Consider the following 24,719-nt stretch of genomic DNA (forward strand, 5'->3'; position numbering starts at 1 on the left):
GAGGCAGCTTGCGAGCGGGCGCTGCTGATCAACGCGATCGCCTACTCCTCCGTCAACGCGATCCTCAATCCGGCTCGACAGGGTATGGGCAAGACTCAGGCGACGCAAGGCGCAGATCAGGACACACGCAAACGAGGCGAACCACAGCCGCAGCTGATTGGCGCGCATGGTGTTGGCACTAGTATGATCGGCGTAGAGGTCGAGCTGACATTCCATGATCCGGTTCTCCATGTCGCCGCGGGCGCAGTAGAGCTCCTCGTAAAGCGCCCGTGCCGCCCAGCGCTCCGGCTTGAGTGACGTCACGATGAAGCGCGGATTGGCGCCCTGCGTCTCCATTCGGCCTTGGCCACGACCCGCCTGCGGCGTGACCAGCTGTCTTTTGTCGACCACCTGAAGTCGCGGAAGACCCGGGCGGCCTGGCCGCTTTTCCTGGAGACCAGACAGGCTTCCTCGAGGGCCGGGGCGATCTTGGTTTCCAGCCGTTCGTTGCGGGCGAGCCCGAAGATGTAGTCGACGCGGTTGACTCGCACCAGGCCATCAGTTCCTCGCGCGCAAAACCGGAATCAGCGCGTAGGATGATGATGTGGACCCTATGCCGGGTTTTGCGCGTCACGATCCGCTCAACCTCCTCGACCGCTCCTTTGCTGGTATCGATGTTGGAACGCCTGAGCTTTGCCGCCAGCAGGTGCCGGTCGCAGAAGATGTAGAGCGGCAGGTAGCAGGAGCAGTTGTAGTAGCCGTGGAAGAACCTGCCTGCCTGCCGGCCGTGCAGCGGATCATCCTGGCGTCGAGATCGAGCACGATCTCGGCCGGCGGCTTGTCGTGGTCTTCCAGGAACAGGTCCACGAACGAGGCCTCCAACGCGACCTTGTGTAACTGATCTTGTGATAGCGCGTCGGCTCCCCCACCCGGCCGTGCTCCAGCCGGTTCAGCGTCGACTTGCCAGCAAACACCGCACAATCTTCTCGCTTCGGCGTCAGGCGTTCCGACACAAGCGCGAGCGCTGTCAATGCCGCTCGAATTTTCCCCAAAAGTGCCGAAGTAAAATTCCCCAGTTTCGCCGCTCAGGCTGTTGCGGAAGGGTGTCCATTTTTCGGCGGCCGGCCGCGCGATCGTGATGGTGCGTTGAGCGTCGGCGGCGTGATGGAGGCTTTTGATCGCAGGTGTTCGGGCATGAGCTCGGCGTGTTGTCGGAGCCGATAGCTCGATCCTTCGATCTGGACGACGACCGCATGATGAAGCAGGCGATCGAGAAGTGCGGTTGCGACGACAGGATCGCCGAAGACCTCGCCCCATTCGGCGAAGCCGCGGTTTGAGGTGAGAATCATGGCGCCCTTCTCATAGCGGGCGTTGACGAGCTGGAAGAACAGATTGCCGCCACCGTGGATGACGGGCAGGTAGCCGATCTCGTCGACAACGAGCAGAGCAGGCCGGCAGAAGAAGCGGATGCGTTCCTGCAGGCGGGCTTCGCGTTCGGCCCTTGCCACTGCGGCGATGAGTTCGGCGAGCGTGCAGAAATAGACGCTCTTTCCAGCCTTCACAGCCTCGACGGCAAGTGCGATGGCCAGATGGCTCTTGCCTGTGCCGGGTGGGCCGAGGAAGTGGACGACCTCGCAGCGGGCGACGAAGCCGAGTTGGGCGAGCGTGAAGATTCGATCTCGGTCGAGCGAGGGCTGGAAAGAGAAGTCGAAGCCGGCGAGTGTCTTGATCGTGGCCAGACGCCCCATGCGCAGTGCCGTCTTGATCCGGCTGTTCTCGCGGAGGGTCAACTCTTCCGAAAGGAGGATGTCCATGGCTTCGAGGGCGGCGATCTCGCCTTGCTCGAGCCGGCGCACGATATGATCGAGCGCTTCGAGCGCTCGTGGCATCTTCAGGCCGACGAGATCGTGGCGGATCCGGTCGATTGTGGATGGCGTGGTATCGAGCGCATTCGTCATGGACGCTGCTCCTTCGCCATCACCCGGGCGACGGCATCGTAGAAGGCCAACGGGCGCTGAGCGACCCTGTCGCCTGAGCCATGAAGGATGACCTCGTCGTTCCTCAGTCTTTGTCGGCGCTTGTGGACGTGGATGTTGCGATGCCCGGGCTCGACATGACGCTGGTGCCGACCTTCTAGAATGGGATGGATGGCAATCAGTGCGCCGTCCTCGAAGATGCGTACCTCTTCGGCCAGAGTGTGCACCTCGACGACACGGCGCCTGGTGGCGTTGGGCACGCTATAGAAATTGCCGCCAACGCTAACCATGCCCTCCCGGCTGATGCGTCGCTCGAGCTTCAGGACCGATCGGAACGGAGCCAACGGCAGCGGCCGGAGCGCTGCCCGCTCCTCGGCAAAAGCTTCGTTGACGACACGCCGTGTGGTTGCGTGAACTCTCGGGTTTGCGACCGTGTCCAGCCAGTGACGCAACTGCGCATTCAAGTCTTCGAGGTTGCGAAAGGACCGGGCCAGGAAGAAGTCCTCGCGAATGTAGCGGAACGGTCGCTCGACCTTGCCTTTTGTTTTGGCGCGGTAAGGCCGGCAGGCCTTGGGATGGAAACCATAGTGGCGGGCAAGATCGACACGGTTGTAGACGATGCCGCCGGTATCGCCTTCGCCGATCACAGCCGTCTTCATACGGTCGTAAAGCACTTCGCGAGGAGCGCCGCCCAGCGCCTCGAAAGCCCCAGCATGGCAGCGCAAGACAGTCGGCAGATCCTGGTGGACGACGAAGCGTGCCCAGATAAGGCGACTGAAGCCAAGCACCATGGAGAATAGCCAGACGATTCTCGGCGTGGTCGGCTCATCGGTAAAGACGACATTGAACTGGGCGAAGTCGACCTGCGCCTGCTCGCCGGGCGGGGTCTCGAAGCGAACCTCGTATCCACGCTCCGCCGCGGCAGGACGGACGTCGCGCAGGAAGTCGGTGACGGCCGTGTAGCCGCCGCCATAGCCGAGGTCCTTCAGTTCCCGGAAAAGCCGGCTGCCGGTGAGTCCGGGATATCGCGTGACGCGTTCGCGAAGATAGGCCGTGAAGGGATCGATCACCGCCTGACGCGGCTTGCGCGGTCCGTAGGCCGGAGCCTCGAGCCCGCGCTCAATGTATTTGCGCACCGTCTTGCGGTCGATCCCGCTCTCCCTGGCGATCGCCGACACCGACAGGCCCTGCCGATGCAAATCCAGTATCATCATCATCTCCCCGATCTTGATCACCGAAATCCCTCTCCCGACCATCAGGAGAAGCATCAACGATTACGCGCCGCCGGTCTCCCGGAGCGCGCTCCGGAAGACCGGCGGCAGCGCTATACTGGGGAAGATTCAAACGGCACTTCTGGGGAGTATTGAGCCGGCATCGACAAGCGCCGGGGCGTGGCTTCTGCGTCACGTAGATCAGGCCATAGGGCTGTTCGACCGGGTGGCCTCGTGCTTCGTCGATTACGCAATCAGGATCTCACGGTTCACAGCGCCGTCTTCACGCTGGTCGGGCAACGCATCGCAGCGATCGCGCTGGGATACGAGGACATCGACGACCACGACACGCTTCAGCAAGGCGCCCGCGTCTGAGGTAGTGGCTCCGCCGTCGAAGCCAGCCACAACTTTGTGGCCGTCGAAGCCTTCAAATTCAAGCCGCTCGGAAATACAGTGTGTCTGCATCGGACCCCGTTCCTGAAACTGATAACTCTTTGTTGCAAAAGCAGTATTCTCGGGGCCGATGCACTTCTTTTGGTGAGATATTCAGGCTAGGTCACCAGCCGGCACGGAATGCTTCAACATCTTCTAGCCGTTCCCCGGCGACAATGACGTCATAAGCCAGCTCGAACGACTGAGTTCCATCGAAACGAAAATTGCGCCAAGATCAGTGTGGATGGTCGGTTGTGAGGGTCGTGTAGTCATATGCATGGGTGATTTCAGAAGGAGTTGAGACGACCTCATCGTTCAAAAAGACCGGCCGTCATCCAGCCCATGGGATCTTTTGCGAAATGCGCACTTCTGCCATGCGCTGCCGTTCGACCGCTCGTCGATGACGCGCTGGCGCAGCCGCATGGGCGAGGAGCAGATCATGGCGCTCCCTCGTGCTCAGGTGGCTGAATGCTCTTTTGTGGCTTCTCATAGCCGCCCTCCAAAGTCAGCCGAAGGAAATCGAAGCCTGATCCCTCTCATTGTTCACGGCCGACTAACAAGTCTGCTCGGGCCGCTGGGGTCGTATTGAACGTATGCACTAAGATTAATGTCAATGAACCATTATTTGCTTCGCGGTCAGTAGGCGCACAGGGTGGCACGACCGCTTGGCCTCGATTTGTGCAGGATGTCCGCCCGTCCTCTGTCGAGGGGAAGCGGGCGATACTTATCTTACTTATCCTCCCTCCAATACGGAACTGAGGAACTGTGGATTGCCGAAGAGCTGCGGGGACCTTGTTGACCATCTTGCCACCGTAAAGATCACGCCGAGGGTAATGCGATTTGAATCTCCCCGCCGACCAACCTCGTAGGGTAAGTTCCGAGATCCCGTTCCACGGGTTCTCCCAGAACCCTTCCAGAACACACATCAAATTTGCCCCCATGCAAGGGGCACTCGATGACGTTCCCTTCGAACCAACCATCCGATAGAATAGCGAAAGCATGCGTGCAGATGTTATCGGTCGCGTAAAATCCGCCTTCCACATTGAATATTGCAATGCGCCGTCCGTCGATCTCGACCCCGATCATCTGACCAACGGACAGTTGTTCCGCTGGGAGCACAGAAACCCATCTGCAGTTGTGATCCTCCGTCATCAACCTCAGCGCTTCCTCTAATGGTTATAGGGCCCTAGGCGGCGGCGATCTTCGCGCTAACGGGACGAGAGCTTGAGGTCACATCCAACGGCAGGTTGCCTCCGTTCTTGAGAACTCTTCGCATCATCGAGATGTCCCTGCCTCTGTTGAGTGCGACAGCGCCGATCGGTTCCGCCGCCAGATTCAGAGCTATTAGCGTCCACTGTTCCGAGTCTAGATGCCCGCGCAGAAGGAACTCCTCGGTGTCGGCAACGTCGCCGAGTATCTGAAGATTGTGGCCGAATTGGTCCGACCAAAGCCAGGGAATTTCGTCATAGATAAAATCGCGGCCGGTCATGCCCGCGGCAGCGATAAGAGGTTGCTTGTGCGCGACATTCCAGGATTCGAGGCGGAGCAGGGTGCCAGCTTTGCCCACCGGGTGCTTGGTCACCTCGCCCGCTGCGAAAATTGCTGGATCTACCGTCCGCAAGTGGCGATTGACAACGATCCCGTTGTTTACCTCCAGGCCCGCAGCGGCAGCCAATTCTGTGTTCGGGATTACGCCTACTCCCACAACCACCGCATCCGCCGTAAAAACTCGATGGGAGAGTTCAATGTTTATCGGCCCCCGCCGGGTCCACTCGATGCCTTTGGCCGTCTGTCCGCAAACGATCTCGACGCCGCGGGATGAGTGAAGCCGTTGTATTGCATTGCTCACCAGTGGCGGCAGTCCACGAGACAAAACTGAACCGGCCGATTCGATGACACATACTTCGCATCCGCGCTCCCGCGCAGCTGCCGCAACTTCCAATCCGACAAATCCCGCACCAATAATCCCAATGCGCCGGCCGGGATCGAGAACCGAACGTAGCCTGACGGCGTCATCTATGGTTCGTAGGTAAATCGCTCGCGCGTCGTCAATTTCGGGCAAACGTCGCGGACGCGAACCAGTCGCAAGTAAAAGCCTGTCATACTCAAATACCTCATTGCGATCCGTCATGATGCAACGTTGGTCGCGGTCGATGGCGACGATTCTCGTGGCCTGGTGATGTTGAATGTCCACCATCTCATAGGTTTGAACATCACTAAACGTGAGCTGCGCCTCCTCTACCTTCCCGAGGAGGAAGTCTTTCGTAAGGGGAGGACGGTCGTAAGGAAGGTGAGGCTCCTCGCCAAATATATGAATACGGCTGCCAGGATCGAAGTTTCGGAGAGCGATTGCGGCCCGATGACCTGCCAGTCCGCTTCCAACAATTACGTAGCGTTTCATTTTGGGCCTTTCTGCGCAGCTTCCTATCGCTGCTCGCTCAGCTGCTCGGAAGCGCTTGAATCGAATAGGTGCGATCCCAACATAAGTTTCGCTGTCATGCCACAAGCAGAAAATGGCTAATTTCATTAGTACAGATCGGGCAATGCGCCGGTATCACGTGCGGCGCGATCTCGACTTCTCCTCCCTTTTGTCTGGTGGCGTGCCGTCGCGATCCCCCGAACTGAACCCGGTGGAAAACCTGTGGCAATACCTGCGCGCCAACTGGCTCTCAAACCGAGTCTTCGAAACCTACGACGCCATCATCGAGGCGGCGTGCGAGGCCTGGCAGAAACTCCTCGCCTATCCAGAAACCATCACGTCAATCGGAATGAGGCGGTGGGCGCATGTCGTCGGTCAATCATCATGACCGCTGGTATAACACGCAGGAGAGAACCTTGAGCGTCGTCAGTGACGGCGATGTGTTGCCGTTCTCGATCTTGGACGAACATGCCGAGTGGGATGTGGGAGGCTGAGGCAAGATCAGCGACGGTGAGACCCAGTTGCTACCGGCGGGCGCCGCGGTTCACGGACGGCGTGCGGATTCGGCTTCAGAACCGTCGCGTGGGTGGTGCCGTCGCCAGGAGCCGCCACTACGTCCGATTTCTGAACCTCGGAAGCGCCCCGTCGTGAGATACCATTCACGGCAGATCGCTTGTGACATTTCACTGCTCTCCCCTGCTGCGAATTCATGAGTGAACAGTTCCGCCAGTACTGGAAATGTTCCGTATTGGATACCTTGTGTGCTTCCGCTGTTTCAGATCGTGAGGCTAACGTTGTAATCGGTCAGGAAATCCTGCAAGGTCAGGATTTGCTCCACCCCCCTGAGGTTGTCGGCCGCATTGAGCAGCGCGCGGGAGCCGTCGACGGACAGCAGCGGTGCCACTGCCGCATTGCGGTCATTCAGGAGCGCGGTGAACCGGGCGCGCAGCATTCTGTCGTAGGTGGGATCTTGGATAGCCGGATACGCGCTCTTCACTCGCTGCACCACCGACAGCGGGAGCAGGTCCGCGGTGGCGGCCCGCAGCAGGCTCTTCTCGCGCCTGTCGAATGTCTTGTGGGCCCATGGGGTGCCGAACACGTACTCAACGAGGCGGTGGTCGCAGTAGGGGACCCGCACCTCGAGACCCAAAGCCATGCTCAGCCGGTCCTTGCGGTCAAGCAGCGGCGGCAGGTAACGCGTGAGGAAGAGATAGCAGATCTCGCGCATGCGACGCTCGTGCGGATCGGCCGAGGCCGGCCCGGTCAGGGCGGGTACTTCCGCAAGTGCCCTTCGGTACTGCTCGTCGAGGTAGCTGGGGAGGTCGAGTTTCTCGACGAGGCCGAGGTCTAGGGACTGCAACGCGACGCCGTCGCTGACTTCGAACCAGGGAAACCTGTCGGCCTGAACGCGCGCAGGATCGTTGAAAAACCTGTAGCCGCCAAAAAGCTCGTCGGCCGCCTCCCCCGACAGGGCCACCGTCGAGCGTTGCCTGACCGCCCGGAACAGAAGGTAGAGCGAGCTATCCAGGTCGCCCATGGTCAACGGCAGATCGCGAGCGTGGAGAGTGGCGGCACGCACGTTCGGGTCCATGAGTTCGTCTGCGGACAACGTGATGTCCGCATGGTCGGTACCAACGAACTTCGCGACATCCTGCACATACGGCCCGTCGGGTGTGGTGTGCCCCGGGCCGGGGGTAAAGTTGTCGGTGTAGCCGACGAAGTCGACGGCGAAGGACCGGATCCGTTCGTCGCTGAAGCGCACGGCCAGTGCGGTCATGGCCGAGGAATCAAGCCCGCCCGACAACAATGTGCACAACGGCACGTCGGCGACGAGCTGCCGCTGGATCGTGTCCTCGAGCAACTCGCGGACGCGCCTAACGGTGGTAGGCACGTCGTCGGTGTGCCCGCTGTCGCTGAGATGCCAGTAGCTCATCTCCTTGATGCCGTCGCAGGTCACGCGGACGATGTGGCCGGGCCGTACCTCACGCATGCCGCGGAACGCGGTGCTGTCCGGGTCGGCGAAGTAGCATAGTGTGCGCCGAAGCCCGTCGGCGTCCATGGCCGGTTCCACGAGACTATTGGCGAGGATCGCCTTTGGCTCGGAGCCGAATAGCACTCCGTGCTCGGTCGGGTAGTAGTAAAGCGGCTTGATGCCGAGCCGGTCGCGTATGAGAAGCAGTTCGCGCTTGGCGGTGTCCCAGAGTGCGTAGGCAAACATCCCGTTGAGTTCGCCCACGGCGCTGCGGGGGTCGCAGTGGCCCCACTCGCGGTGGGCGCGCAGCACCACCTCGGTGTCACTGCTCGTGTCGAACCGATGGCCCAGGGCGGCAAGCCGTTGACGCAGCTCGCGGTAATTGTAAGTTTCGCCCGTGTAGATGAGCACCAACGTCGGTCGGCCGTTTTCCTGATGCGTCATCGGCTGGCGACCGCCCTGGATATCGATGATCGCCAGGCGGCGGTGTCCCAGCGCCGCAGGACCGTCGATCCAAGTGCCCTCGTCGTCCGGACCACGATAGGCCATGGTGGCCGTCATGTCGGCAAGTTCCCTTCGCGCGTCGGGAGCCCCTAAGTCACGATCGAAATCAATCCATCCACAGATGCCGCACATATTTTGGCTCCTTCCTTTGGTAACTGTCGCGCAACTTCGGGCCACGGGACACCGCACCACGTCAACGAGCGGGCTTCATCGGATCTCGCGCTCAAAGACACGGAACGTCTCTGTCAGAAGCTCCATGAAGAGTTCGACTTCCGGCTCGGTTATGATGAGCGGCGGAGCCGCCATGAACCATTCCCCGAACTTGCCGCTCGCCGCGCGGCGCGAATAGATATGGAGGCCAAGATCGCGGGCGATCTCGGAGACGCGGTAAGACGCCTGCCTGGAGGCGCGGAAAATTGCCTTGGTGGCTTTGTCCTGGACGATCTCAACTGCGTTCAAAAGCCCCATGCCGCGCACATCGCCAATAGTTGTGCTTCGGTCCTTCAATGCGTTTAGCTCTTGCCGAAGAATGGAGCCCATGCGTTGAGCATTATCCATCAGATTCTGGTTCAGCAACTCACTGAGAACCGCGACTCCGATCGCTGAAGAAAGGGGATTTCCCGAATAGGTGTGGCCATGCAAAAAGCCACCAGATTCGACAACCTTGTCGACGATCCTGTTGGGGGCGATCATCGCGCCAAGCGGCGTGTAGCCGGCGCTCAAGCCCTTCGCGCAGGCGACGAGATCGGGCAGGGCGTCCGGCCAGTGATGGGCGGCCAGGAAGGTTCCAGTTCTGCCGGCACCACACATCACTTCGTCGAAGATCAGCAGAATGCCGTAGCGGTCGCAAATTTTCCGGACCTTGGAATAATAACTGTTTGGTGCGACCAATGCGCCCGTGGCGACGCCGCCAACCGGTTCCATTATGAAAGCTAGAACAGTGTCCTCACCTTCCGCGACGATCCGCCTTTCGAGTTCGTCCGCGCAGTGGTCGGCATAAGAGTCGACGTCGTAGCCCTCGGGGATGCGATATCTCAATGGTGCCGGAACCTTGGGCATTATCCGCATGATCGGGCCGAACATCTGGTCCCGATCCGGATCGCCGGTGACCGCAGCGGCGCCGAGTGTCGAGCCGTGATAGCCCGGCATGCGCGCAAGGATCTTCGAGCGCTTCGGTTGACCCGTGACGACGGCGTATTGGCGTGCAAGCTTGAGGGTCGATTCGATGGCCTCCGAACCGCCGGAGACAAGAAAAGTCTGGTCAAATCCCGGACCCGCAAGCTGCGCGATCATCCTGGATAGCGTTTCGGTCGCCTCGCTGGTGAACGCCGTGCGGACGACATAGCTAAAGCGCTTCGCTTGTTCGATCATGGCGTCACGTACCCGCTCATTCCCATGGCCGATGTTGGCGGCGACTGCGCCGGACGACCCGTCGAGATAGCGCTTGCCGTCGGTGTCCCAGAAGAAGATGCCTTTGGCATGCGAAACCGTCTGCGTTTTGGTGGCGCCGCGACCGGCGTAGAAGGCCCCTCCAGAAGAGTCTTTTTGAACGGGTTTGGGTTGCGTGCTCTGTGTGGGCATCTTGCTGCCTTATTTGCTGGTTGTTTCGGAAGCGGAGCCCGGACTATTACCGGCGCCGCACGTATGCGTGACGCTCACGCCACGACGCATGATTTAAGTGCCTCGCGGACGGAAAGAGCCTCCAGTTCGAGGAGAGCTTCCTTCAAACGTACGGCATTGGCCTCGCCGAGAATGGGGCTTGCGAGAGTAAGGAACTTGGCTTCCACCTCTCCCGGCCCGAAAGCCGGCCCGCCGGGGGCGCCAGTTGGAATCTCAGCTTGTTCGGAAAGGGTTTCGCCGTTCCGGAGGGTCACATTGACACGGGCAGGCAGAAGCTTTTTCGCATAGAACTTCTCATCGGCGCCGGCGAGGGGTGAAAGACTTGTTCGGGACGCGGTTTGTTTGAGAGCCTCGTCAGTCAGATCCTCTTCGCGCAGACCCGCCGTGGAGGACTTGTCGTGGAGTTCAAGGGCGAGCGCATACGGGATATGGAACGCGGCCTCCGCGGTTGATTGCGGCCAAGGTCCGTTGAAGTCGCGGACGAAATCGCTGACCGTCTCAACGTGGATGCCGTTGACGTCGGCGCGACCAAAACCGTGGCGAGTCAGCAACGCGCGCAAGCAGTCAACCGCCGTGTGGATCCAGCGGCAGACGCCAAACGGCTTGAAGCCGGTCTCGAGGATGAAATAGCGCTCTCCCCACCGATCGAGCATGTCTCGAGGTTCGAAGCGGTCAGACCCGGCCATCGCCCAGAACCCGTCGTCACCATCGAAGATCGTGCGATTGCCATGGAAACCGGCACGCACAAGGTCCACTGCCGTGATGGCGCCCTTGTTTGCCCATCCGTAGTTGTTCTTCAAAAGGCTCATTGGCCGCGAGTGGAACTTGCGCAAGAAGGGTAACTGAGCGTGCATCGGGATCAGCCCATACGCATCCGCGATCTGCTCGTCGCTGAATCGGTGCAACAGGCTTGCGGCGGTGCAGGCGCCGAAGATCTGCCAGCTGGCAAGCCCCTTGACTTGGCGGTCGCGATCTTCGCTGGGCCGCATGGCGGTGCCAAGGCGCAGCGACATTTCATAGCCGCCGACAATCGCTGCGAGCAGCTCCTTGCCCGAGTTGCCGACGTCTTCGGCGACGGCGAGGGCGGCCGGTATAATCGACGCGCCTGGATGGCCGAAAAGGACGTAGGAATCGTCGAGGCTCAACATGCTGGCGCTATGCGCGTTGGCATGAGCTGCATTCGCGGGGTGGAAGTGCAGTGACGTGCCGAAAACCGTGCTGACCCCACCGGAATCAATGCATCCGAGGCAGAGCGTCATCTGCTTGGCCCCGCGCGAAGTGCTTCCCGCAATCATGCAGCCAACACAATCGAGGATGAGAAGCTTCGCCTTGTCGCAGACATGTGCCGGCAGCCCGTCATACGTGAGACTGGCGACGGTATTGGCAACGTCTTGTGTCAGCGACATCATATCATTCTCAATTGGTCCGCGAAGCCCACTCAAGGTAGGCCAACTGCACTATGCCGCTAGTCGGTCCGGTGAGTCCGCTCAATTGGAGGGCGTAGTTTTGAATCCCAGGGGTTCCGACAGCGGATCAGCCTTGCGTTATTGACGGCTTGCGCATACTAGCGCATATGTCGTGCCAAGTAGGAAAGTTGTGACGAAACAGCATGATAGCCCTTACGCGAAATGTCGCATGTCTGACATCGCCCGGTGCGGAGCACGATGGACGACCCGAAAAACCCGTTTGACATCTAGTGTTAGGTCGTAGACTCATAAACGCGCAGCCACAGGCGCATTGACGCGAGCTGGACCATGGCGAGGAAGTTGTCGGCGAGCTTGTCATAGCGGGTTGAGACGCGACGGAAATGCTTCAACTTGGAGAAGAAGCGTTCGACTAGGTTGCGCTCGCGGTAGAGCCGCTTGCTGAAGCAGGGCTTCCATTTCCGGTTGCTCTTGGCCGGGATGTTGGGCGTGGCACCCTGCTCCTGGATCAATTCCCGGATGCGGTCGGCGTCGTAGGCCTTGTCGGCCAGCACAATGGTGCGTTGGCCAAGATGATCGAGAAGCCGATCAGCGATCTGACTGTCATGTGCCTGTCCTGCTGTCAGGCCGAGCCGTATTGGGAGCCCTTGCGCGTCGACGACGACGTGGATCTTGGTCGTGAGCCCACCGCGCGATCGACCGAGACAACGATCTGGTCCCCCTTTTTTGCCGTCGCAGCCTGTTGGTGCGCCCGGATGGAAGTGCTGTCGATCATTTGGATATCCCCATCGTGCTCGGCGCTGATGGCATCCATCAGCCGGTCCCAGACGCCTGCTCTCCGCCATCGCACAAACCGGTTATAGCAGGTGGTCCGCGGCCCATAGCGCTCGGGCAGATCCCGCCACGGCGCGCCGGATCGCAGCACCCAGAAGATGCCGTTGAGCACCCGCCGGTCATCGACGCGCGGAACGCCTCGCGGCTTGTTGGGCAACAGCGGCTCGATCACGCGCCACTCGAAGTCGGTCAGGTCATATCGGCTCATGCGGAGCCTGAATCAGATTGCGCCGCAATATGAAAGCCGCCAGTCGGAAAACAACCCATTGCGGAGCTTGAAACTACCAACGATAAATTCAGAATGACAACTCTGCCGACCGCTGTTTTGCCGATCTTTGCCGCAGCCGGATGGTTTCCTGGACGCAAAGTGCCCATGTCTCCAGAGGTCCCGGCTAGTCATCACGTGGCTGCCGTTCTCAGCGAGTTCGGTGGCCTCAACGTCGGCGAGCTCGGCCGTGGCATGGAATGCGCCCGGAGCGATGTCGTCTTCTGTTGGTCCCCACATGAAGGCTACCGAGAAATCGCCGAAATTGGAGACTTGCTTCAGACGGAGTTGGCTTGCTTTGCCACAGCTCACAACCATCACCAAAGCCTGTATATCGATAGTGGGGGCCGAGTGTTTGTGGTGTCCCCGATGATGAGCGGCATCGGCTTAATGGGGCGCACTTTTGGTGATGCTATGGAGCGCGCCCTGCTAGGCCGAAAGGCATCACCCCTGCTTCTGCCATCACATGAGAGTGTATCTTGGTATGGAGAGGTGCTTCTGCGTGGAAGCCCTCAAATCATGAGCATTGGGGAACTGAAGACGGGATAGGGCGGCCGACTGCTTTCCACCCTATCTCGCTCATTCCGCATTTATGAGTTCACGGCCTAGTCGGGAACACGCTACCGTTTGCCTTGCCGTCCCGCCAATCTTCGCGGTTTCTGCGATCGTTTCCAGACGCTATGAGGAGCACCAGAGTCGTTGCACGCCAGTGCCCTTCAATAGCTTATGGAGACACGCTATGTTGCAGCAACCCGACATCGGCCGCTCGACCGTCGCCTTCGCTTCGGATGGGACCCTCGCCGTTGTCATAGAGATGAGTCCACCTGACTCGTCGCCTGACTCCTTCCCGGCGTCGACCGCCGTCCTCTGAAGACGCTCGAGCCAGATGAGAATGATCTGATGCGCCTGTTGGAAAGCTGGCTCCAGGAAGCGCTTGCTATTAGTCGCACGATCGCGCGCGGTGGCCTACGAATCGGGACGGGACGGCTTTTGGCTTGCCCGAAGGCTGCGGGCCCGCGTCATCGAGGCCCACGTGATTCACGCAACCAGTATCACCATGTCACGTGACCGCCGCCGCGCCAAGACTGATCGGCTCGACATTGCCGTTCTGATACCTGTTCTTCTCGGTTAGCTTCGAGGAGAGGTCGCGCACTGGACGATGGCCGCCGTACTGGGAATCAGCGAGGAGGATGCCAAGCGCCCGACAAGAGAACGCCTCGTCGCCGAGCGCGCCCATCTGGTGAACCGGGATAAAGGCAGCGCTGTCCGCCTCGGCTTCATCACGTCAACCGGCCTTGAGCAAGACGGCGGGTCGGTCTCGAGGCGCTACTCACTCCGGAGGGCGCCGGGATCCCTGGCAATGCACTGGCGGAGATGCGCCGCGATATCACGCGGCTGCGGCTCGTTGAACAGCAGATCGCCGAGATCGAGCGCGAGCGCCTACAGCGGCTCGCGGAGGCCAATCCGGAGCGCAGCCGCGCCCCCGCCATGGGTCCATATGCTTTCGCGCGTCATGGGTCTCGGCGTGGAAACGGCAGACATGCCGGTACATGAGATCCTACTTCGCGATCTGCGCGATCGTCGAGTTGTTGCTCGTTATCCCGGACTTACTGGATCACCTGACGAGAGCGGGGCTCGCCGACGCGAGCGCGGGCTATCGCGTGCCGGTAACGCCCCGGGTCCGCAAGGGATGTCCCACTGGCTTGGCAATTTCTTGTCTTCCAGAAGGAGAGCGCCTTGGTGACGTGGCACCGGGAGCGCACCGCCGACGGTCGGACCCGCACGCGAATGGCGGTGATCGTTCCTTGCCCGCAAGCGTGCGCGTCAAACCGCATGCCACAGCAGCGACCGTCGGTCTGTTAGCGAGTCCGAGGTGGCGGGCGCCCGTTACATAACATGGTCCAATACCGCTTTCCAGATAGGGACCGCCGCCCGGAGCTTGGTTGTCGATGCGGATGTCTTCATCATGGTCGAGCCTATGTATGGCTCACCGAATACAAGGCCGCAGCGCACCTTGTGCGCCCCGCAAACCTGCTTCGCTTTTGATCGCCTCGGCCCGCTCGACCTGGGATTCAGGCGCCGTGCTCAGGGCCGTCAAGGACGCTTCGTGTCAATCACCACGGAATCGGGACCTGGTTTTTTCGCGCAAAAGGAACCCCGGTTGAGGGGTATTGAAGGGCAAGTCCGTTAGCGCCCGATCAGGCGAAGCTGGTCGGGGTTGACCAAAGCGAGCTCATGCTCGATGAACTGCGCGGTCTCGGGCCGCCTGGGCTTGGCGAGACCGGTCTGCCCTTTTTGGCGACGCAGCAGATCAGGATTGGCAGCAGCAGGCCGTGATTAGGGTTGTTGTGAAGTTGCCCCCAGTTTCTATCCAGTTTTGAGTTCGTTTCCGGCGTGGGTTGTGCCCTGCTGGGCGGGTGAAGCGACGGGCGCTGGCGCGGAGCCTTTGGCATAGTGCAGCGCGAGCGACCGTCGCGGATTGAAGGTGGTGGCGAACTCGGCCGGTGTCTGCCAGGCGATTTGGGAATGCGGCCGCGCGGTGTTGTAGTCGGCGCGCCACAGGGCGATGGGGACCACAGCGTCTCGTTGAGCAGTTCATCGCGCATTCGGCCGTTGAAGCTCTCGATGAAGCCATTCTGCATCGGCTTGCCGGGCGCAAGACGCGGTTCTGATCCGCCCAGGAGAGGATGGCGTTCGAGGTGAACTCGCTGCCATAGCACCTAAGGAATGAAGGAGTGGCGGCAGCCGAGACAGCGGTGCGCGCAGCTTTTCGCTGCAGGCGCGCACCGGTCGAGGCGGCCATGGCCAGTCAAAGTTTCTCTAGAATGTGAATGTTCACAACCCATTCCGGAGAGACCGACCATGACCACTTCAGATTCTACACCCGCCGCGTTGCTGGTAGCACCGACATTGCCAAGGTGCGCAATGAAGTTCTGATCGAAGCATCAGGCCACAAGCGCCGGCGTCGGCTTTTAGTCTAGTCCTCAACACCCGTGCTGAGCACGACCATCTGATCCAAGTGCTGCAGGCGTACGGCCGCCCTGTGGTCTGCGCCTTTGAGGCGACCGGGAACTATCACCGGCCGATAGCATGGCGCCTGGCTGAAGCGGGTTTTGAGGTGCGGCTGGTGTCGTGGCTGGCGCTGGCCCGAACACGAGAAGCGTTGCACAATAGCTGGGACAAGAACGATCCAAAGGATGCACAGGTGATCCTGCACATGCTCAGGATCCAGGCGACGCAGCTCTACCAGCTGCGGGCCGGCATCAACGACGTGCAGGAACTGTCGAAGGCACATGAAGCGATCGCCAGGGCCAAGACCGAGATCCAGCACCGTATCCTGACGCACTACCTGCCGCTGTATTTTCCCGAGATCGATTCGGGCTCGATCTGGCCATCGTGGAAGAAGGGGTTGAACTCGCTCCATCGCTTGGCGCGATAGGCCGCGATATCGGCATGGCGGCGACAAACCCTTCCCCTGGCGCATGAGCTGTCGTCGCAGCGCGGACCAATGGTCGGGCCGCATTCGTCATGCGGCCAATCGCTCGGCGGGCGGAGCCCCCGTATCACTTCCTCGATCCGGTAGATGCCTGGATGCCGGCCATCGCCGTCGTGCTGAGCTCGGTCGGTTAGCTGTCGTGAACGTCGAATATCTTGCGACGCAGATGGGCCAGGCAGGCAGCTTCTCGAATGGCCCCACCCTTGTAGAGCTGGTTGTAGCCGCTGAACCGGTCGGCCTGGAGCGTGGCGGCAAATCCGGCGAGCTCGCTCATCACGCTCTTGCCGGCGCGGCCCATGGTGGCGATACCAGGCGATCGGCGGCTCCTGCGAGCCCGAATTGCGGTCGTCGGTGACGTAAACTCAAAGCGCGCCCTTGTGCGTCTTGCCGGTGCTCGGCGCCAGGATCGGAAGCCGCGTGTCGTCGGGGTGGATCTTGGTGCGGGCACGGCCGGTCTCGCGATTGTAGATCGGATCGAGCAAGGCGGCGGCGTAGCCGACGCTGCGCGCAAGCGTGGATCGCTCGATATCGACGACCTTGGCGGCCATCATCTGTGCCTGACTGTAGAAGGGCAGATGATAACCCCACTTGGCCATCATGATATGGGCGAGCGCAGCATAGCTGAGCTTGCCGCGTGCAATGGCCTTGGCTGGTGCCGGCGCCTGGATGATTTTATCGCAGGTCCGGCAGCTGTACTTGGGTCAAATAGTTTCCATAACCCGCCAGGCCTGGGCGACCAGAATCGAGCATCTCCTCGCTATCTTCGCCCACGGCGCGCAGATCGCCGCCGCAGCCAGGGCAGCATGCGCAAGAGGGCTCGCGAACGATCCGCTTGCGCTGCAGTTGGGATTGAGCTTGCGTACCCTCAACACCCGGACCTTGTCGATGTCAGCGACCATAGGCAGCTCGGTATCGGGCACGCTGGCGGCGAAATCGGTCTCGAGATCTTCGAGTTCGAGCCGCATCTGGCCGAGCTCCCGGAGGAGCGGCCGAAGGCTTTGCGGTTGAAGCGATCGATCTGTAGTTGCAGGCGCTGGATGCGAAGCGCGGCCTCGGCGCGCTCTCTTTGCAGCTGCTCATCCCGTTCGGCAATGGCGATGTCACGGGCAAGGCGATCCGGACAAGGAAATCAATGTTTGAGGGGCCCTCCTCCGACACCCAAATTACATACCCGAAACACCTCCGTTGCGGAAGCATAGTCGACACAGAATCAATAAGAAACGAGCAAAATCAGCCAACCAAACGCGGCCGATAAGTCTTGCTTGGCCGGCGCCAGTCGATCCCCTCCAGAAGCAGCGAAAGCTCCGCCTTGGTGAGCGACACGGACACCTGATCCTTGGTGGTCGGCCAGCAAAACAAAAGGCAAAATCCCCGGTCGTCATGCGCCAGAATCTTGATGATATGATCCTTGTGTCCACGGAAGCAGAAGATCGCGTCGGTGTGCGGGTCGAGCGCGAGCACCTGCTGCACCATCCGCGCCAGGCTGTTGATCCCGCAGCGCATACCGATCGCGCCGCAGCACAGATAAATCCGGTCGGCGGCACCACCGTGATCACCTGATCAACTCCGCCAGGACGATATGCAGCGCTAGCGGATCGACAGTCCCATCAATCCGCAGTCGCGCGCCACTCGGAAAGGCCACGACGATCCTGCCGGCCGGGTCCGGGCAATCGGCGACGGGCCGTTCGAACTCGGCCGCATCATGCGCGATCCAGAATGGACAATCATTGCATGGACAAGAAGCCCGCCGTCGTCGATGCGCACCGGCCGGAAAATTCACATTCAGGTCGATTGTCACGCAAGCTCCGCCTGGCGCGCACATCGTGTCGCAGACCCACGCCGTCAAAGTGTTAAGAACGGTAGCGATCACTCCCCCGCCCACGACGCAGTGCGGGTTTGCGTGACCGTCGCTGGGAAGTAGATGCTCCTGACCAATCCCACCTCTGCCGACACGACCTCGAGCCCAAGCGTTGCATAACGCTTTGGTGGTGGTCCAGACCATCCCGGATGGCGAGACGTCGCTCTAAAGCCGCAGGATTCATTGGGCAATCTGAAGCCGCCGTCGCGCTTCGGATGGCGTGGCGACCCCTATCTGCAACTCGGAAAGTATGCAGGTAATCTTCTCCACCTGCTTCGCATTGCTTTCAGCCAGTAGCCCCGGTGCAAGCCAGAGGTTGTCCTCGAGCCCAACGCGCACATTGCCCCCCAGGATTGCGGCCATCGTGCAAAGGGACATTTGGCTTCTGCCCGCGGGCAAGGCCGACCATTCGATATCGTCCCCGAACAGCCTTGTCGCTGTCTGCTTCATGAAAGAAAGGTTGTCAGCGTCCGCTCCGATCCCCCCAAGGACTCCCATGACGAACTGGACAAACGGCTTGCTCTTGACAAGTCCCCGGTCCAGAAGATGCGCTAGATTGTAGAGATGCCCCACGTCATAGGCTTCAAATTCGAAGCGCGTGCCGAAACGCTCCGCCAGTTCTCGAATTGTCCTCTCCATGTCGGCAAAGGTATTTCGGAAGAAGCCGCTCTTGGTAGCCTCCAGGAATGGCTTCTCCCATGGGTGTTTCCACGCTCGCTCCTTCAATGCCAGCGGGTGCAGGGCGAAATTCATGGTGCCTAGATTGAGGGAACAAAGTTCAGGCCGGAGCCGGATCGGAGCTTCAAGTCTCTGTTCCACCGACATTTGCGCACTGCCGCCAGTCGTGATGCTAAGCAATGCGTCGCAACCCGCGCGAATGCGATCCACCACGCGTTCAAACCTTTCCGCATCCGAACTCGGGCGTCCCGTCTCCGGGTCGCGGACGTGAAGATGAATGATCGCCGCGCCGGCCTCAGCTGCCGCCAGCGCCTGCGAAACGATGTCGTCCTCGGTGATAGGCAGATAGGGTGACATCGACGGCGTATGGATCGATCCCGTGATGGCGCAGGTGACGATGGCTTTGCGAGGGACCATTAGGCTGCTCCGATCTCAGAACGAGCCTGTCGCACCGACAAGCCGAGTTTGTTGGCGATTTCGGTCGGTTCCGCGTCTGTGGCGTTAAACCTGGGAGAGATGATGATCGTGTCTCCTGCCACGCCATCCACATTGCCTCCCAACGCATAGCAGATGAGGCCATTTTGCAGCGACCTTCGCCGCACTCTCAGGAAGGCTAGGCTGCGGGGGCTGAACGGAGCCCTGGTGGGCGGCATCAGCGACAAACTCTGTGCCAACGAAGTGACCCCGCCCGCGAATATCGCCGACCGACGCTACCCCGTCGAGCGCTTCGTGTAGCAGGGAAATCAGCTTTGGCCCGTTGGCGGAGACGTGTTCCACAAGCCGCTCCCGCTCGATTCTTCTCTGAACCGCCACGCCGGCGGCGCAAGCAGTGGTATGGCCCTTGAAGGTATGACCGGTCTGCGCTCCCCCGTAAACCGATCTGAGGACATCGCCGACTTTGCGGCTGTAAACGGCGGCTCCCAGCGGAATGTATCCGGCTGCCAGCCCCTTCACTATCGGCATGATGTCTGGAACCAGATTGTCATGTTCCAGCGCGCGGAAAGTGCCGCTGCGCCCGCTTCCGCCCATGACCTCGTCCGCGACCATGAGGACGCCATGCCGATCGCATATGTCGCGAATGTGAGCCGCATACCCTGGTGGCGCAGGCACGACCCCACCGGCGGCGCCTACGACGGGCTCAAAGACAAAGGCGGCGACGTTCTCGGAGTTGATCTCCCGAATGGCATCCTCCAGTTCGGCTGCGCAGTGTGCGGCAACATCCTCCGCAGCTACGCCAGACGGCGCGAACGCGCTGAGCGTGTTGCCATGCCACGAGCGCTGACGGGAAATGAAGCGACGCCTACTCTTTTCTCCCCGACCGGTATGATACTGGAGCGCCAGTTTCATCGACGACTCCACGGCCTCGGATCCGCCGGACACGAACACCAGCGTGTCAAGGTCGCCGACACACTTTGCATTGAGAGGGCCGTCAATTCTGCGAGGGGATCGCTGGTGAATGTGTATCGATATCCATGCATCACGCGATTGAGCTGGTCATGAATGGCCGCAATGACTTCTTCATTGCCGTAGCCGATGCTGTAAACAGCAGGCCCCCAGGAGCCATCGATGTATTGCTTGCCGTCGGCGTCGAAGACATAGCCGCCCTGACCATGGGACACCTTGGGCAATGCGCCTGCGGCAATCGTTGTTGAAGTCTTTACAGCCCCTGCGGCAGTAGGCATCACAAGCTTCTTCTCAGCGGCATGGTTAGACAATGTGTCGAGCCACCTTCGAGCACGAACTGTTGGAGATCCGGCTCCAGCACCCTAAATCCGTTGGCACGAATCCGCGCGTTGATCTTGGGCTGCTGTTTGGCAGATAGGACAGCGTCGTTGCCGAGCGCGGTAACGTTGCAGCCCATCCGCATCACATCGCCGTAGCCCACATTGATAAGTTCGTACCTGTGTGAGAGCCACTCAACATCAGCAGCATCCAGAATTTCGGTTGCGCATAGCGCAAGCCGCTCGTTCAGCACGCTGAAAAGCACATCGAGATGGAGGAAATGGGCTGGAACGCGGATCTTGCGCGCACTCCAGCCCTCGCCCCCGACCCAGCGCGCGACCTGGTCCGCGCCTTTTGAAAAGGTCCGGACCTCATTCACACCGATGATGATCTCCCCTTCTCTCAGGATCTGGACATCGCCACCCTCGACCGGAGCCGCCGTAACGCGTTTCCATATGGGCAACTTAAGATCGGAGGCGAGGTCTTCGATAGCGCCCCATTCGCCGCGCCGTTCCGGGCGGGCCATCTGTGCGATCAGCATGCCCCATGGAGTCATGATCCCGCTATCGCGGACGAACGTCTGCATCGGCAAATGTTCATCGGGCTCGAGGAAATGGCATGTCACCCCCTCCCCCTCGAGCGCCGCGACCAGTTCCTGGTGTTGGGAAATGGCGGCGTCCACGTCGACTGACGCGCCTGAAGACTTTGACTGCTCAACAATCGCGTTCTCGGCGGCCCAGTCGTAGTAGGTGGGGCGACAGAGCGCGACCTCTTGAAGAACACCGTGTTCGCCACGCACGAACTCCCGGCCGCCTGTCTGGCGTACCGGGCGCGGACTGGTCTTCGGCATGTTTCCTCCTGAAGGATTGTTTAAAGCCGGTCTATGTGAAGGTGGTCATGGCCCGAGACGATGGATGGAGCTTCAGCAGTCAGTCCGTCGGCGAGGCCGATGTTGAATTAGCCGTCTTCGACTATTGAAGAGACTCAGTTCGCGAGCATTGCGCTGGTCGAGAATCCAAGCCATACGAAAATGCGTAGTCCTCAGCTCTGGCGATCCCATGCGAGGCGCCGGAGTGGCCGTTCGATTTTCATGACGCGAGATACCACCTTGCGATCGCGGCGCAGGAGCGACGTTGCGCTACATAGAGGGCAGGCTGAAAGAAGAGTACTTGGCGGTCGTTCAGCGCAGGCCGCTATCCACCTCCTCATAGGATCTCGCGGAATCTGGTGGAAGGGTAGCCTAAGCAGCCCATCCCACACCAAATCAACCCTTGTGCTTAAGAAGGGATAGTTCAGTTAGCAGCGAAGAGACTTATTCAAATGAGGTAGTCAGTTATATCGCCCTCTTCCATGTTATAATTCCTCACATAAATTCGATTGCCGCGCCGAAATAGATAGGGTCTTTGAGCGGGGATCTTTCCAAGTTTTGTAGTAACCACATAGTTCGGAACGGAAAAACCCGTTTCGAACCCGACAAGTCCATCGACAATCTCTTGGCCTTGCTCGAGACCCGTCACGAAATGGGAAACGCCAGTGACACGATCACAGTGGTAGAGATAGTACGGCCTCACCCGTATTTCGATTAGCCTGCGAAAGAGCGCCTTCAGTGTCTCAAGATCGTCATTAATGCCCTTCAATAGAACCGTCTGGTTTTGCACGGGAATACCTCGCCTGAGGAGGCGGTCGCAGGCTTCAGCAGCCTCTGCAGACACTTCAATCGGGTGATTGAAGTGCGTGCTAAGCCATATGGGCCGATACTTATCCAGCATGCTGCATAGCTCATCGGTAATTCGCTGAGGCAAGAAGACGGGACAACGCGATCCAATTCTGATTATCTTGACGTGCGGTATAGATCGCAATCTACTTATTATTTCCTCAAGCTTTCCGTCATTGAGTATTAGCGGATCGCCACCTGTCAACAGGACGTCTGATATTTCAGCATGACTGAATATGTACTCAAAATCAGAATCGTAGGAGGCATCATACTCCGTGTTATAGTATGTGCCCCTCTCGTTAGACGTGTGGTATTTTCTAGTACAAAAACGGCAATAAACAGGACACGTGTCTGAAACCAAGAAAACGACCCTGTTCGGGTATTTGTGAATAACACGTCGCGTCTTAATGAATATCGCGTCCCCCACAGGATCAACATCCGAGCCTACATCAGTATTCATTTCATCCGTACGGGGTATAGCTTGCAGGCGAATTGGACATTGATCGTCAGTCTTCGACATTAATGACGCATAGTAGGGAGTCACCATCCACCGGTAGGTGCCTTTGACCGCGTCAATCGCTGTGACATCCTGGTCGCTTAGGGCGACCCATTGCGCCAGCTTGTCCTTCGTCCTGATTAGATTACGCATATGGAATTTCCAGTCGTTCCACACGGGGTCGGTGAAGTTTTCTTTCGTCAATAGCATTGTTGACACTCCATAGTTTCAGCAGTCCGACGTTCGGATGGCGTGCTTGTTCAAAGCGGGACTGCTATTTCAGCATCGCTCGCAGCAGCTTTTCCGGCAGGATCGAAGGCCGCCCCATCAGCGGTGCCGCCAAGTCCCGCTCCAACGTCGCCAGCGCCTCGTTCACAATCGCCCGAATGCGGCGCGACGGGTGATGGGGCCGCACCCGCGCCTCGAGATCAATATAACTGAACAACTCGCCAGAGTGTTCGTCTCCGCTACGCATGCCTCGTTCTCCGAATCTCTCCGGAGAAACTGAATCACGCTCACAGCCTCCCGGGGAGCCACCTTTTAAAAAGCCTCTTCGAAAGCGATCCCGCCTAATGCCATGAACGCCCATTTACTTGCACGCGACAACCACGAGGCGCGGGCCGCAGGGTGCGAACTCTCTGCCTTCTTGCCCATAAGCTTCAACAGTCTCAAATCCTGCGTTTCGCAACATGCGAACATATTCAGAAAATCCGTAGTGCCTGACAGAAAGACGTGTTCGTCTAACGGATCCATTGCGGACGACGATCCTCTCGGAATTTCGACGATCGGTAAGCGCGTCGTATTCTATTGTATCTATTCTAAGATCATCATTACGTTGCACGACCTCGTAGGTAGGCCGCTTATCGCGTAGCAAAGCGAAGCGGTTGAGCTGATCGATCAGCAGGCGCCCCCCTTTTCGAAGTGAAGAAGCGGCTTGATGAAGAACTCTCTCATTATCCGCCTCATCGAAATAGCCAAACGTCGTATACCACAGAAAGGCCGCGTCAAAGCGTTCTCGCCAGGGAATGGACCGTATATCCCCAAGCACATACTCCACCTCTACGTTGCGTTCAGCCGCATCTGCTTCTGCTTTTCTTATGAGGACCGGCGAGATGTCCAAGCCGGTTACCCGCGCTCCTTTTTCCGCCAATCGGTTGGTGATCCGCCCATAGCCGCATCCGAGTTCAAGAACTGAGCTGCCTTGGCTAAGTGAAAGGAGCCGCCAAATGGCTCCTACTTCCCGGTCGCTTTTCGCGGGCGGATTTACCACATCGCTGAAATGCAAGTAATCTTCACTGAAGTAAGCTTCAATCTGAGATGATGAAACTGGCAAGACGCTCTCGTAGTCCATGTGATTTCCATTCTTATTTCTTCACTATTACGATTTACCATGCCTATACTTCGCGTATCAACACCGATGGGGTGCCATTTCGCAAGATCGAAGATGCGCTAAGCTCCGTTCGCATCCGAGGGTCATTGAGGTATCTCTGAGCTTATCGCTGCGGTTCCATGGCCCTTCTCCTCCCATCATGTGATCAGCCGAAGGACCTGCCGCAGGCACTTCTTCCCTGCCCCGCGCATTGGCTGGGTTCCCTGGCGCGTGAAAGCGCGGTCTTGGCGGCAACAACACCGTTGTCGGTGAGCGCAATCCTGGTTCGATTTCTCCGCAGTCCGTAACGTGTTTGCAGATCACGCTGCATAGACCGTGCCAAAGGAAAAAATTACGTCAAAACAATTGGGCCGCTATCACTGCCATATGGCATGTCCGACATTCGTCGGATACCGGACAGAGCCGAACGCACTCGAAGACCTGGATTCCCCCGCGGTAAGCAGAATTCACGCACATTCAACAGCGCTGGCTCCGGTTCTCTCCCGCGAATGATAAGTGGCGTTCCGTCGGGTTTCGTTCATTCGATTGCGCCGGGTGTTGGGTGTGACGCAGGCAGGGCGATAGCCCGACCGTAGTCGCATCCAACACCCGGCGGCGGGATAGTGTGCTGAAGGTTCTGCAAAAAGTTTTGGAGAGAGAACGGGGCTTGCTCTGAGGGGCGAGCGGCCATGGCACGGTGGTGACATTGCGATCACCGATTCCCGTGGAAGGGGAAGTGCCATGACCAAT

Annotated in this window: 21 protein-coding genes and 5 pseudogenes; 4 read left to right on the forward strand and 22 right to left on the reverse strand. The window is 59.4% G+C overall.

Annotation, left to right across the window (positions count from 1 at the left end):
• Positions 1 to 81: 81 nt before the first annotated feature.
• The 3 genes and pseudogenes from NKI52_RS30870 to istA form a co-directional block, all read right to left on the reverse strand.
• Positions 82 to 1,001, reverse strand: a pseudogene (locus NKI52_RS30870) (IS1380 family transposase); the annotation flags it as partial.
• Between the two features lie 63 nt (positions 1,002 to 1,064).
• Positions 1,065 to 1,937, reverse strand: coding sequence for an IS21-like element helper ATPase IstB (gene istB / locus NKI52_RS30875; RefSeq protein ID WP_352700669.1), 873 nt, complete (start codon positions 1,935 to 1,937; stop codon positions 1,065 to 1,067).
• Positions 1,934 to 3,190 (reverse strand): IS21 family transposase, encoded by a 1,257-nt coding sequence (istA, locus tag NKI52_RS30880; RefSeq protein ID WP_352700670.1) that lies wholly within the window; start codon positions 3,188 to 3,190, stop codon positions 1,934 to 1,936. Before istA ends, istB begins: the two co-directional genes overlap by 4 nt.
• A gap of 139 nt (positions 3,191 to 3,329) precedes the next feature.
• On the opposite strand from istA, the pseudogene NKI52_RS30885 reads away from it, so the two are divergent.
• A pseudogene (locus NKI52_RS30885) lies at positions 3,330 to 3,523 on the forward strand (transposase); the annotation flags it as partial.
• A gap of 894 nt (positions 3,524 to 4,417) precedes the next feature.
• On the opposite strand, the gene NKI52_RS30890 reads toward NKI52_RS30885, so the two are convergent.
• Both NKI52_RS30890 and NKI52_RS30895 read right to left on the reverse strand, forming a co-directional pair.
• A complete protein-coding gene (locus NKI52_RS30890) occupies positions 4,418 to 4,750 on the reverse strand; it encodes a non-heme iron oxygenase ferredoxin subunit (protein WP_352700671.1) in 333 nt (110 codons plus the stop codon).
• 34 nt (positions 4,751 to 4,784) lie between these two features.
• Entirely contained in the window at positions 4,785 to 5,999 is a 1,215-nt protein-coding gene (locus NKI52_RS30895) for an NAD(P)/FAD-dependent oxidoreductase (protein ID WP_352700672.1), read from the reverse strand.
• Positions 6,000 to 6,198: 199 nt separating this feature from the next.
• Between NKI52_RS30895 and NKI52_RS30900 the strand changes: the two are divergent.
• A pseudogene (locus NKI52_RS30900) lies at positions 6,199 to 6,405 on the forward strand (transposase); the annotation flags it as partial.
• 387 nt (positions 6,406 to 6,792) lie between these two features.
• Here NKI52_RS30900 and asnB read toward each other — a convergent pair.
• The 4 genes from asnB to NKI52_RS30920 all read right to left on the reverse strand — a co-directional run bounded on the left by asnB (position 6,793) and on the right by NKI52_RS30920 (position 12,579).
• Positions 6,793 to 8,625, reverse strand: a complete 1,833-nt coding sequence (gene asnB, locus NKI52_RS30905) for an asparagine synthase (glutamine-hydrolyzing) (protein ID WP_352700673.1) — start codon at positions 8,623 to 8,625, stop codon at positions 6,793 to 6,795.
• Between the two features lie 75 nt (positions 8,626 to 8,700).
• Positions 8,701 to 10,074, reverse strand: a complete 1,374-nt coding sequence (locus NKI52_RS30910; protein WP_352700674.1) for an aminotransferase family protein — start codon at positions 10,072 to 10,074, stop codon at positions 8,701 to 8,703.
• A gap of 74 nt (positions 10,075 to 10,148) precedes the next feature.
• The gene (locus tag NKI52_RS30915) at positions 10,149 to 11,522 is read right to left on the reverse strand and encodes an MmgE/PrpD family protein (protein ID WP_352700675.1); all 1,374 of its coding nucleotides are present in this window, start codon (positions 11,520 to 11,522) and stop codon (positions 10,149 to 10,151) included.
• A 290-nt stretch (positions 11,523 to 11,812) separates the two neighbouring features.
• Positions 11,813 to 12,579, reverse strand: a protein-coding gene (locus NKI52_RS30920) for an IS5 family transposase (protein WP_352700676.1) whose coding sequence is annotated in 2 segments (ribosomal slippage) — positions 11,813 to 12,232 and positions 12,235 to 12,579 — 765 coding nt in all. Because the reading frame shifts where the segments join, the coding sequence is not laid out codon by codon here.
• A 93-nt stretch (positions 12,580 to 12,672) separates the two neighbouring features.
• Between NKI52_RS30920 and NKI52_RS30925 the strand changes: the two genes are divergently transcribed.
• Entirely contained in the window at positions 12,673 to 13,185 is a 513-nt protein-coding gene (locus tag NKI52_RS30925; protein WP_352700677.1) for an SUKH-3 domain-containing protein, read from the forward strand.
• A 511-nt stretch (positions 13,186 to 13,696) separates the two neighbouring features.
• Here the strand turns inward: NKI52_RS30925 and NKI52_RS30930 are convergent.
• Both NKI52_RS30930 and NKI52_RS32835 read right to left on the reverse strand, forming a co-directional pair.
• Positions 13,697 to 13,873: a hypothetical protein gene (locus NKI52_RS30930; RefSeq protein ID WP_352700678.1), complete on the reverse strand. Its 177-nt coding sequence runs from the start codon at positions 13,871 to 13,873 to the stop codon at positions 13,697 to 13,699.
• A 1,130-nt stretch (positions 13,874 to 15,003) separates the two neighbouring features.
• Complete coding sequence (locus NKI52_RS32835) at positions 15,004 to 15,213, reverse strand: hypothetical protein (RefSeq protein ID WP_502897827.1); 210 nt, start codon at positions 15,211 to 15,213, stop codon at positions 15,004 to 15,006.
• Positions 15,214 to 15,498: 285 nt separating this feature from the next.
• On the opposite strand from NKI52_RS32835, the pseudogene NKI52_RS30940 reads away from it, so the two are divergent.
• Positions 15,499 to 16,012, forward strand: a pseudogene (locus NKI52_RS30940) (IS110 family transposase); the annotation flags it as partial.
• A gap of 250 nt (positions 16,013 to 16,262) precedes the next feature.
• On the opposite strand, the gene NKI52_RS30945 reads toward NKI52_RS30940, so the two are convergent.
• The 11 genes and pseudogenes from NKI52_RS30945 to NKI52_RS30995 all read right to left on the reverse strand — a co-directional run bounded on the left by NKI52_RS30945 (position 16,263) and on the right by NKI52_RS30995 (position 23,951).
• Complete coding sequence (locus NKI52_RS30945; RefSeq protein WP_352700679.1) at positions 16,263 to 16,430, reverse strand: IS66 family transposase; 168 nt, start codon at positions 16,428 to 16,430, stop codon at positions 16,263 to 16,265.
• 64 nt (positions 16,431 to 16,494) lie between these two features.
• A complete protein-coding gene (locus tag NKI52_RS30950) occupies positions 16,495 to 16,731 on the reverse strand; it encodes an IS66 family transposase (protein WP_352700680.1) in 237 nt (78 codons plus the stop codon).
• Positions 16,732 to 16,833: 102 nt separating this feature from the next.
• Entirely contained in the window at positions 16,834 to 17,097 is a 264-nt protein-coding gene (locus NKI52_RS30955; RefSeq protein WP_352700681.1) for a hypothetical protein, read from the reverse strand.
• Between the two features lie 265 nt (positions 17,098 to 17,362).
• On the reverse strand, positions 17,363 to 17,662 hold the full coding sequence (gene tnpB / locus NKI52_RS30960; RefSeq protein ID WP_352700688.1) for an IS66 family insertion sequence element accessory protein TnpB: 300 nt from the start codon (positions 17,660 to 17,662) through the stop codon (positions 17,363 to 17,365).
• A gap of 508 nt (positions 17,663 to 18,170) precedes the next feature.
• Entirely contained in the window at positions 18,171 to 19,085 is a 915-nt protein-coding gene (kce, locus tag NKI52_RS30965) for a 3,5-dioxohexanoate:acetyl-CoA acetone transferase (RefSeq protein ID WP_352700682.1), read from the reverse strand.
• Between the two features lie 84 nt (positions 19,086 to 19,169).
• The gene (locus NKI52_RS30970) at positions 19,170 to 20,054 is read right to left on the reverse strand and encodes an aminotransferase class III-fold pyridoxal phosphate-dependent enzyme (protein WP_352700683.1); all 885 of its coding nucleotides are present in this window, start codon (positions 20,052 to 20,054) and stop codon (positions 19,170 to 19,172) included.
• A complete protein-coding gene (locus NKI52_RS30975) occupies positions 20,012 to 20,350 on the reverse strand; it encodes an aminotransferase class III-fold pyridoxal phosphate-dependent enzyme (protein ID WP_352700684.1) in 339 nt (112 codons plus the stop codon). The genes NKI52_RS30970 and NKI52_RS30975 overlap by 43 nt, the downstream gene beginning before the upstream one ends.
• Positions 20,350 to 21,240, reverse strand: coding sequence for a dimethylarginine dimethylaminohydrolase family protein (locus tag NKI52_RS30980; protein WP_352700685.1), 891 nt, complete (start codon positions 21,238 to 21,240; stop codon positions 20,350 to 20,352). Before NKI52_RS30980 ends, NKI52_RS30975 begins: the two co-directional genes overlap by 1 nt.
• Positions 21,241 to 21,706: 466 nt before the next feature.
• Positions 21,707 to 22,810, reverse strand: coding sequence for an arginine 2,3-aminomutase (gene blsG / locus NKI52_RS30985; protein ID WP_352700686.1), 1,104 nt, complete (start codon positions 22,808 to 22,810; stop codon positions 21,707 to 21,709).
• Positions 22,811 to 22,880: 70 nt separating this feature from the next.
• A pseudogene (locus tag NKI52_RS30990) lies at positions 22,881 to 23,075 on the reverse strand (transposase); the annotation flags it as partial.
• A 114-nt stretch (positions 23,076 to 23,189) separates the two neighbouring features.
• The gene (locus NKI52_RS30995; RefSeq protein ID WP_352700687.1) at positions 23,190 to 23,951 is read right to left on the reverse strand and encodes a class I SAM-dependent methyltransferase; all 762 of its coding nucleotides are present in this window, start codon (positions 23,949 to 23,951) and stop codon (positions 23,190 to 23,192) included.
• Positions 23,952 to 24,719: the final 768 nt, after the last annotated feature.

The sequence above is a fragment of the Mesorhizobium sp. M0590 genome, assembly GCF_040320905.1.
Taxonomy (GTDB): domain Bacteria; phylum Pseudomonadota; class Alphaproteobacteria; order Rhizobiales; family Rhizobiaceae; genus Mesorhizobium.

Excerpts from the sequence above, each read along its gene's own strand:
- istB (WP_352700669.1), bottom strand. The coding sequence starts at position 1,937 with ATGACGAATGCGCTCGATACCACGCCATCCACAATCGACCGGATCCGC.
- NKI52_RS30890 (WP_352700671.1), bottom strand. The coding sequence starts at position 4,750 with ATGACGGAGGATCACAACTGCAGATGGGTTTCTGTGCTCCCAGCGGAA.
- NKI52_RS30895 (WP_352700672.1), bottom strand. The coding sequence starts at position 5,999 with ATGAAACGCTACGTAATTGTTGGAAGCGGACTGGCAGGTCATCGGGCC.
- asnB (WP_352700673.1), bottom strand. The coding sequence starts at position 8,625 with ATGTGCGGCATCTGTGGATGGATTGATTTCGATCGTGACTTAGGGGCT.
- NKI52_RS30910 (WP_352700674.1), bottom strand. The coding sequence starts at position 10,074 with ATGCCCACACAGAGCACGCAACCCAAACCCGTTCAAAAAGACTCTTCT.
- NKI52_RS30915 (WP_352700675.1), bottom strand. The coding sequence starts at position 11,522 with ATGATGTCGCTGACACAAGACGTTGCCAATACCGTCGCCAGTCTCACG.
- NKI52_RS30925 (WP_352700677.1), top strand. The coding sequence starts at position 12,673 with ATGACAACTCTGCCGACCGCTGTTTTGCCGATCTTTGCCGCAGCCGGA.
- NKI52_RS30930 (WP_352700678.1), bottom strand. The coding sequence starts at position 13,873 with ATGGGCGCGCTCGGCGACGAGGCGTTCTCTTGTCGGGCGCTTGGCATC.
- NKI52_RS30945 (WP_352700679.1), bottom strand. The coding sequence starts at position 16,430 with ATGGGCCGCGCCGGCAAGAGCGTGATGAGCGAGCTCGCCGGATTTGCC.
- NKI52_RS30950 (WP_352700680.1), bottom strand. The coding sequence starts at position 16,731 with ATGATGGCCAAGTGGGGTTATCATCTGCCCTTCTACAGTCAGGCACAG.
- NKI52_RS30955 (WP_352700681.1), bottom strand. The coding sequence starts at position 17,097 with ATGCGGCTCGAACTCGAAGATCTCGAGACCGATTTCGCCGCCAGCGTG.
- kce (WP_352700682.1), bottom strand. The coding sequence starts at position 19,085 with ATGGTCCCTCGCAAAGCCATCGTCACCTGCGCCATCACGGGATCGATC.
- NKI52_RS30975 (WP_352700684.1), bottom strand. The coding sequence starts at position 20,350 with ATGCCTACTGCCGCAGGGGCTGTAAAGACTTCAACAACGATTGCCGCA.
- NKI52_RS30980 (WP_352700685.1), bottom strand. The coding sequence starts at position 21,240 with ATGCCGAAGACCAGTCCGCGCCCGGTACGCCAGACAGGCGGCCGGGAG.
- blsG (WP_352700686.1), bottom strand. The coding sequence starts at position 22,810 with ATGCTATTGACGAAAGAAAACTTCACCGACCCCGTGTGGAACGACTGG.
- NKI52_RS30995 (WP_352700687.1), bottom strand. The coding sequence starts at position 23,951 with ATGGACTACGAGAGCGTCTTGCCAGTTTCATCATCTCAGATTGAAGCT.